Origin of the sequence: uncultured Salegentibacter sp. (genome assembly GCF_963972535.1) — a bacterium.
GTDB lineage: Bacteria > Bacteroidota > Bacteroidia > Flavobacteriales > Flavobacteriaceae > Salegentibacter.
Genome location: NZ_CAXAVR010000144.1, coordinates 1 through 5,589 on the forward strand (window position 1 = coordinate 1; position 5,589 = coordinate 5,589).

Annotated in this window: 4 protein-coding genes and 1 pseudogene; 3 read left to right on the forward strand and 2 right to left on the reverse strand. The window is 37.7% G+C overall.

Annotation, left to right across the window (positions count from 1 at the left end; all coding sequences use genetic code 11):
* Positions 1-1,259: pseudogene (locus tag AACZ30_RS12630) on the reverse strand (peptidase S41); the annotation flags it as partial.
* A gap of 163 nt (positions 1,260-1,422) precedes the next feature.
* Here AACZ30_RS12630 and AACZ30_RS12635 point away from each other — a divergent pair.
* Positions 1,423-1,989 (forward strand): RNA methyltransferase, encoded by a 567-nt coding sequence (locus AACZ30_RS12635; RefSeq protein WP_339649745.1) that lies wholly within the window; start codon positions 1,423-1,425, stop codon positions 1,987-1,989.
* Positions 1,990-2,015: 26 nt separating this feature from the next.
* Here the strand turns inward: AACZ30_RS12635 and folK are convergent, their stop codons facing one another.
* Positions 2,016-3,143, reverse strand: coding sequence for a 2-amino-4-hydroxy-6-hydroxymethyldihydropteridine diphosphokinase (folK, locus tag AACZ30_RS12640; protein WP_339649748.1), 1,128 nt, complete (start codon positions 3,141-3,143; stop codon positions 2,016-2,018).
* 106 nt (positions 3,144-3,249) lie between these two features.
* On the opposite strand from folK, the gene AACZ30_RS12645 reads away from it, so the two are divergent.
* Both AACZ30_RS12645 and AACZ30_RS12650 read left to right on the forward strand, forming a co-directional pair.
* Positions 3,250-3,948, forward strand: a complete 699-nt coding sequence (locus AACZ30_RS12645; protein ID WP_339649751.1) for a queuosine precursor transporter — start codon at positions 3,250-3,252, stop codon at positions 3,946-3,948.
* 143 nt (positions 3,949-4,091) lie between these two features.
* The coding region (locus AACZ30_RS12650; RefSeq protein ID WP_339649754.1) for an AsmA family protein at positions 4,092-5,589 on the forward strand (1,498 nt) is incomplete at its 3' end.

Below are 5,589 nucleotides of genomic sequence, written 5' to 3' on the forward strand. Positions count from 1 at the left end.
AGATTACGCCCATTATCTACAAAACTTATTTTCTTACTATCTGGAGACCACTTTGGATAAGCATAAAAACCTGCACCTTCAAGTTTAAATTTCCTGGCCTCTTTTTGTTCACTTTGATCGTGCACATGAAGGGCATATTCCCCACTCTCATCGCTAAAATAGGCTATGAATTTTCCATTTGGAGACCAAACAGGATCTTGTTCATGTACTCCTGGAGTTTCAGTTATATTAACCACATCTCCTTTTTCAGCGGGCACTGTAACAATTTCTCCTCTAAAATCCATTATCACCCTTGCACCGGTGGGCGAAACAGAAGCGCTACGAATATATTCATCTCCCTTTACAAAACGTGGGCGCAGTTCAAGAAGGTCTGTTGCGATCCCTACCTCGATTTTTTCGGTAGTATCACTTTCCGGATTATAGGTATGCAGGTAACCTGCCTGTTCAAAAATTATTTCCTCTTTTCCTGCGGAAAGATCTAAAATCGGAAAATCTTTAAAATTGGTATGTTGAGAAACCTCCTGGGAATTCATATCATAACTGTACAAATTGAATTCCCCATTCCTGTCACTCCTGAAATAAACCTTATCTCCCAGCCATTGAGGCCTGGCGTCGTTACTTCCGCTTTCCGGTTTTGGAACCTCGGTTACAGAGTGGTCATTGGTGTCGTAGATCCAGATTCGGGAGGCCATACCACCACGATAATACTTCCACTGATTAAAAGCTTCGTAAAGCGGCGTATAAGCGATATATTTTCCATCATCTGAATAATCTGCCCAAAATGCATTGGGGATTTCCAATTGCTTAACCTGGCCACCATTTACTGAAACCTCAAAGAGCTCTGCAAATCGCCTGGTAAAAACATTTCGCTGAGAAATGAAAAGAACTGCAGAACCATCTGGTGTAAAACCACGAACCCAGTCGCTTCCGGGATGCCAACTAAGACGCTCCGGCACGCCACCATTTGCAGAAACCACATACACATCGGTATTACCATCATATTCCGCGTTAAAAGCTATAAGGCTTCCATCTGGAGAGAAAACTGGATTAGACTCAATACCATCATCTACCGTGAGTCGTTTTGGTGAAGAGCCATCTTTATTTGCCACCCAAAGATCTTCGGCATAAATAAAAGCGATTTGAGAATCACTCATCGCGGGTGTGGAAAGTAAACGGGTATCTTCTTTATTAATATCCTGGGCTGCAAGAGTAAAAGACAGGAAGAAAAAAAGTAACAGGGAAGTAATTTTATGTATCATATTAGAGGAATATTTTATCATTTACTAATATAAAACTAAAATGTAAATAACCTATGAAACCTGCGATTACGAAATATTCGAATTAAAAATCTCTACTAATCAACACCAGTCTTTTTAAACATAAATTAATTGATTTCCTCGTATTCTTATTAATTTTGCCGCTATGGAAAACCGAAAATTAAAAAACAGCGAACTTGATCGAAAATCAGTTCAAGAATTTAAGGAAGCTGAGAAGACACCTATTATTGTGATTCTAGACAATATTAGAAGCCTAAATAATATTGGTTCGGTTTTTCGTAGTGCCGATGCTTTTCTAATTGAAAAAATCTATCTCTGCGGCATTACTGCACAACCACCTCATAAAGATATACAGAAAACCGCTTTAGGCGCAACCGAAACCGTAGCCTGGGAATATGTAGAGAATACGCTGGAGGTGGTGGAAAAGCTTCAACAAGAGAAAACAAAAGTTTTTTCAATTGAACAGGCCGAAGGCTCGGTGATGCTAAATGATTTTAAAGCCCAGCCCGGTGAAAAAATCGCCGTGGTTTTTGGTAACGAGGTAAAAGGCGTACAGCAAGAAGTGGTTTCGGCGAGTGATGGGATTATTGAAATCCCACAATTGGGAAGTAAACATTCGCTAAATATTGCGGTTAGTGTAGGAGTTGTGCTCTGGGATTTGTTTTCTAAAATTTCTCAAAATAACAGAGAGCAATCTTATATGGCTCATTAGAGGAACTTCCTATTTCCAGGAAATCATCAGGCTTTGATCTCTTCCAGAATTGAAAGATAATCGGCGCGATTATTCACAAAGTCTTTACCTGAAATATCTATAATCTGCACCTTCATATTGGTTTGGGTCTTTATAAAATTCAGGTAACTTTTATTGATTTCCACTAAATAATCGGGCTGAATATTTTGCTCGTAATCACGACCACGAGCCTTGATATTTTCCAGTAGTCGATCTGTATTTTGATAGAGATATATGTAAAGATCTGGCTTTACTAATTCCTTGTACATTAAATGAAAAAGCTTGTGATATAAGGCATATTCATCTTCGTGTAGCGTGATTTTAGCAAAAATAAGCGACTTAAAAACATCGTAGTCTGAGATCACAAAATCTTTAAAAAGATCATATTGCGCAAGATCGTCTGATAACTGTTGGTAGCGATCGGCCAAAAAAGACATTTCTAACGGAAATGCATATCGCTCTTTGTTCTCATAGAATTTTGGTAAAAACGGGTTGTCTTTAAACCTTTCTAAAATAAGTTTCGCGTTAAAATCTTCGGAAACCATCGTTGAAAAGCTCGTTTTCCCGGCTCCAATATTTCCTTCAACCGCGATATAATTCAGTTTATTTAAATTGAATGCTTTCTTAGGAATCTCAAGCTTTTCAGGAATCGCTTTTATCTCTGAATTATCTTCCACCTGCTTCAGCAATTTTTCAATAGAAACTTTCAAAACGGGATGGTTTTCCTTAGCGGCGATATCGGCCAAAGGCAACAACACAAATTTTCGGTTTTGCATTGCAGGATGGGGCACTATTAGATCTGTGGTTTCTAAAACTTCATCTTCAAACAGAAGAATATCCAGATCGAGGCTTCGGTTTTGGTAATTTTTTGCATCAGAGCGAACTCGCCCGGCATCAGCTTCGATCTTTAATAATTTCCGAAGAATTTCTTCCGCAGAAAATCTTGTAGAAACTGCAATACAGGCGTTTAAAAAAGCATTACCTTCAAAACCCCAGGCCGGTGTTTCATAAACCTGCGACACCTGTTGCACCTCGCCAATTTCTAAATATATTTTATGCAGTGCATTTTGAAGAAGCTCAAAGCGGTTGCCCACATTGCTTCCCAGGGCGATATGTACTATTTTTGGGGAATTCAAACTAACTGAAGAAAAATTATTAAAGCTTATCCTGTAAATTTCACAGCAAATTAAGTAAAACAAAATCACATACCCCTAATTTTGTAAGAAGACTTAAAAAATAAATTTGGCTAAACATTTACTAAAAGACAAACTCGCGGCACAACGCATATATTTAATACTGGCCGGGCTTTTTATCGCCTCTTTAGTAGTTTCGAACCTAATATTTCAGAAATTCTTTAGCTGGGATTTTTTTGGACTCTATACGTTTGAAATTTCTGTGGGAATTTTACCGTATCCGGTTACTTTTTTGATCACCGATATTATTAGCGAGATCTACGGTAAGAAAAAAGCCAACCAGGTTGTGACCACGGGAATTTTTGCTTCGTTCTTTTCTTTGTTGATAATCTACACCGCAGATGCAGTACCGGCTACCGAATGGTCGCCAATTGGTAACGAATTATTTACCAAGGTTTTTGGTGCCACCACTATTGCCGTTTTCGCCTCTATGGTTGCCTATCTTTTAGCGCAATATATAGATATTCAGTTATTCCATTTTTGGAAAAGATTGACCAAAGGAAAACATTTATGGCTCCGGAATAACTTTTCTACCTTTCTGTCACAGTTTGTAGATACGTTTTCGGTCTTGTTTTTGCTCTGTAGTTTTAATAAAATTGAATGGGACTTATTTGGCGCACTTTTACTTAGCGGATTTTTGTTTAAAGTAATTGTTGCCGCGCTGGATACGCCCCTGCTCTACGCTTCGGTTTTTGCTTTTAGAAAGCGATTTAAACTGAAGCAGGGAGAAGAATTAAAATATGATTAATTTAAATAAACCAGCTTAATTGATTTGAATTAAATAATATAGAAATGAAACCAGCATGCTGCTGGTCCAAAAAATGGTTGACACACAGGATATGTTTATAAGCCTGTTTCTAATTCCAGGATTGGGATAAAAATTTTTAAGAGATGAAAAAAGCATTTAAAATAATTGGTATTGTATTGCTGGTAATTGTAGTAATACTGGTTGCCGCTCCATTTTTGTTTGAATCACAAATAAAAGATTATGTTCGAAAAACCGCTAATGAGAGTGTGGATGCGCAAGTGGAATTTAGCGACATCAGTCTTAGTTTTTTCAGGAGTTTTCCACAAGCTACGGTGGTAATTGAGAATTTCAGCGTGATCAATAATGAACCTTTTAAAGGCGATACGCTTGCCCTTGGAGAAGAACTACAGTTGGAAATGTCTATTAAAGAATTATTCAAAGGTGCCGACGAACCTAAAGTGTTGGACGATATTAAGATCAATAATACCTTTCTAAATATTAAAGTTGATTCACTGGGAAATGCCAACTACGATATTGCGGTTGAAGATACCACCTCAGCAGCTACAGATTCGGCTTCAACAGGATTTAGTTTCGATCTTAAACATTACGAGATCAATAATTCCCGGGTAAAGTATTTAGATGAAGGCCAAAAACTTTTACTGGATGTAGAAGAATTAAATCACCAGGGAACAGGAGATTTTTCTTTAGCTGAAAGCGAATTGAACACCAAATCCAACGCCCTGGTTTCTCTAGATTACGATGGCACCAATTATTTAAACCGAAATAAGATTTCTCTTGATGCGGTAATCCAAATGGATTTAGAGAATATGCGCTATACCTTCCTTGAGAACGAAGCAATGATTAATCAGTTACCGCTTACTTTCGAAGGATTTGTGCAGGTGAATGAAGATAATAACGAGATAGATCTAAGTTTCCAAACACCTTCTTCAGACTTTAAAAATTTTCTAGCGGTAATTCCTGCGACCTATGCAAAAAATATTGAAAACGTCGAAACCAATGGAGATTTCGTTGTTAATGGGAAAATACAGGGAATTGTAGACGAGACTTACATTCCTAAAATGGATATTAAAGTAAGTTCAAATAACGCCTCTTTTAAATATCCCGATCTTCCTAAAAGTATAGAGGATATTAATATTGATCTTCATATTTTAAACGAAACCGGAATTCTAGAGGACACCTATCTTACTTTCGATAATGTGACTTTTAGAATAGACCAGGACAGATTTGCTACCAACGGAAGTGTAAAAAACCTGATGGGAAATATGCTGGTAGATATGGCGCTTAACGGCACCCTGAATCTAGCGAACCTCGAACAGGCTTATCCGTTAGAACTGGAGCAAGACCTCAACGGAATTCTCACCGCCGATGTCACTACACAATTTGATATGAATTCCATAGAAAACGAACAATATCAAAATGTAAAAAGTAGCGGTACGGCCAGCATTAGAAATTTCAGTTATAAATCGCCAGAAATTCCTAACGAGGTAAAAATCGCTAATGCGAGATTGAATTTTAATCAGGGTAATGTTCGTGTACCAGAATTAAAACTTACCACCGGGCAAACCGATATTACAGCTTCGGGAAATATTGAAAACCTAATGGGCTTTTTGTTTACTGAAC

Bases quoted from the DNA above. Each gene is read 5' to 3' on its own strand.
- AACZ30_RS12635 (WP_339649745.1), top strand. From the start codon at position 1,423: ATGGAAAACCGAAAATTAAAAAACAGCGAACTTGATCGAAAATCAGTT.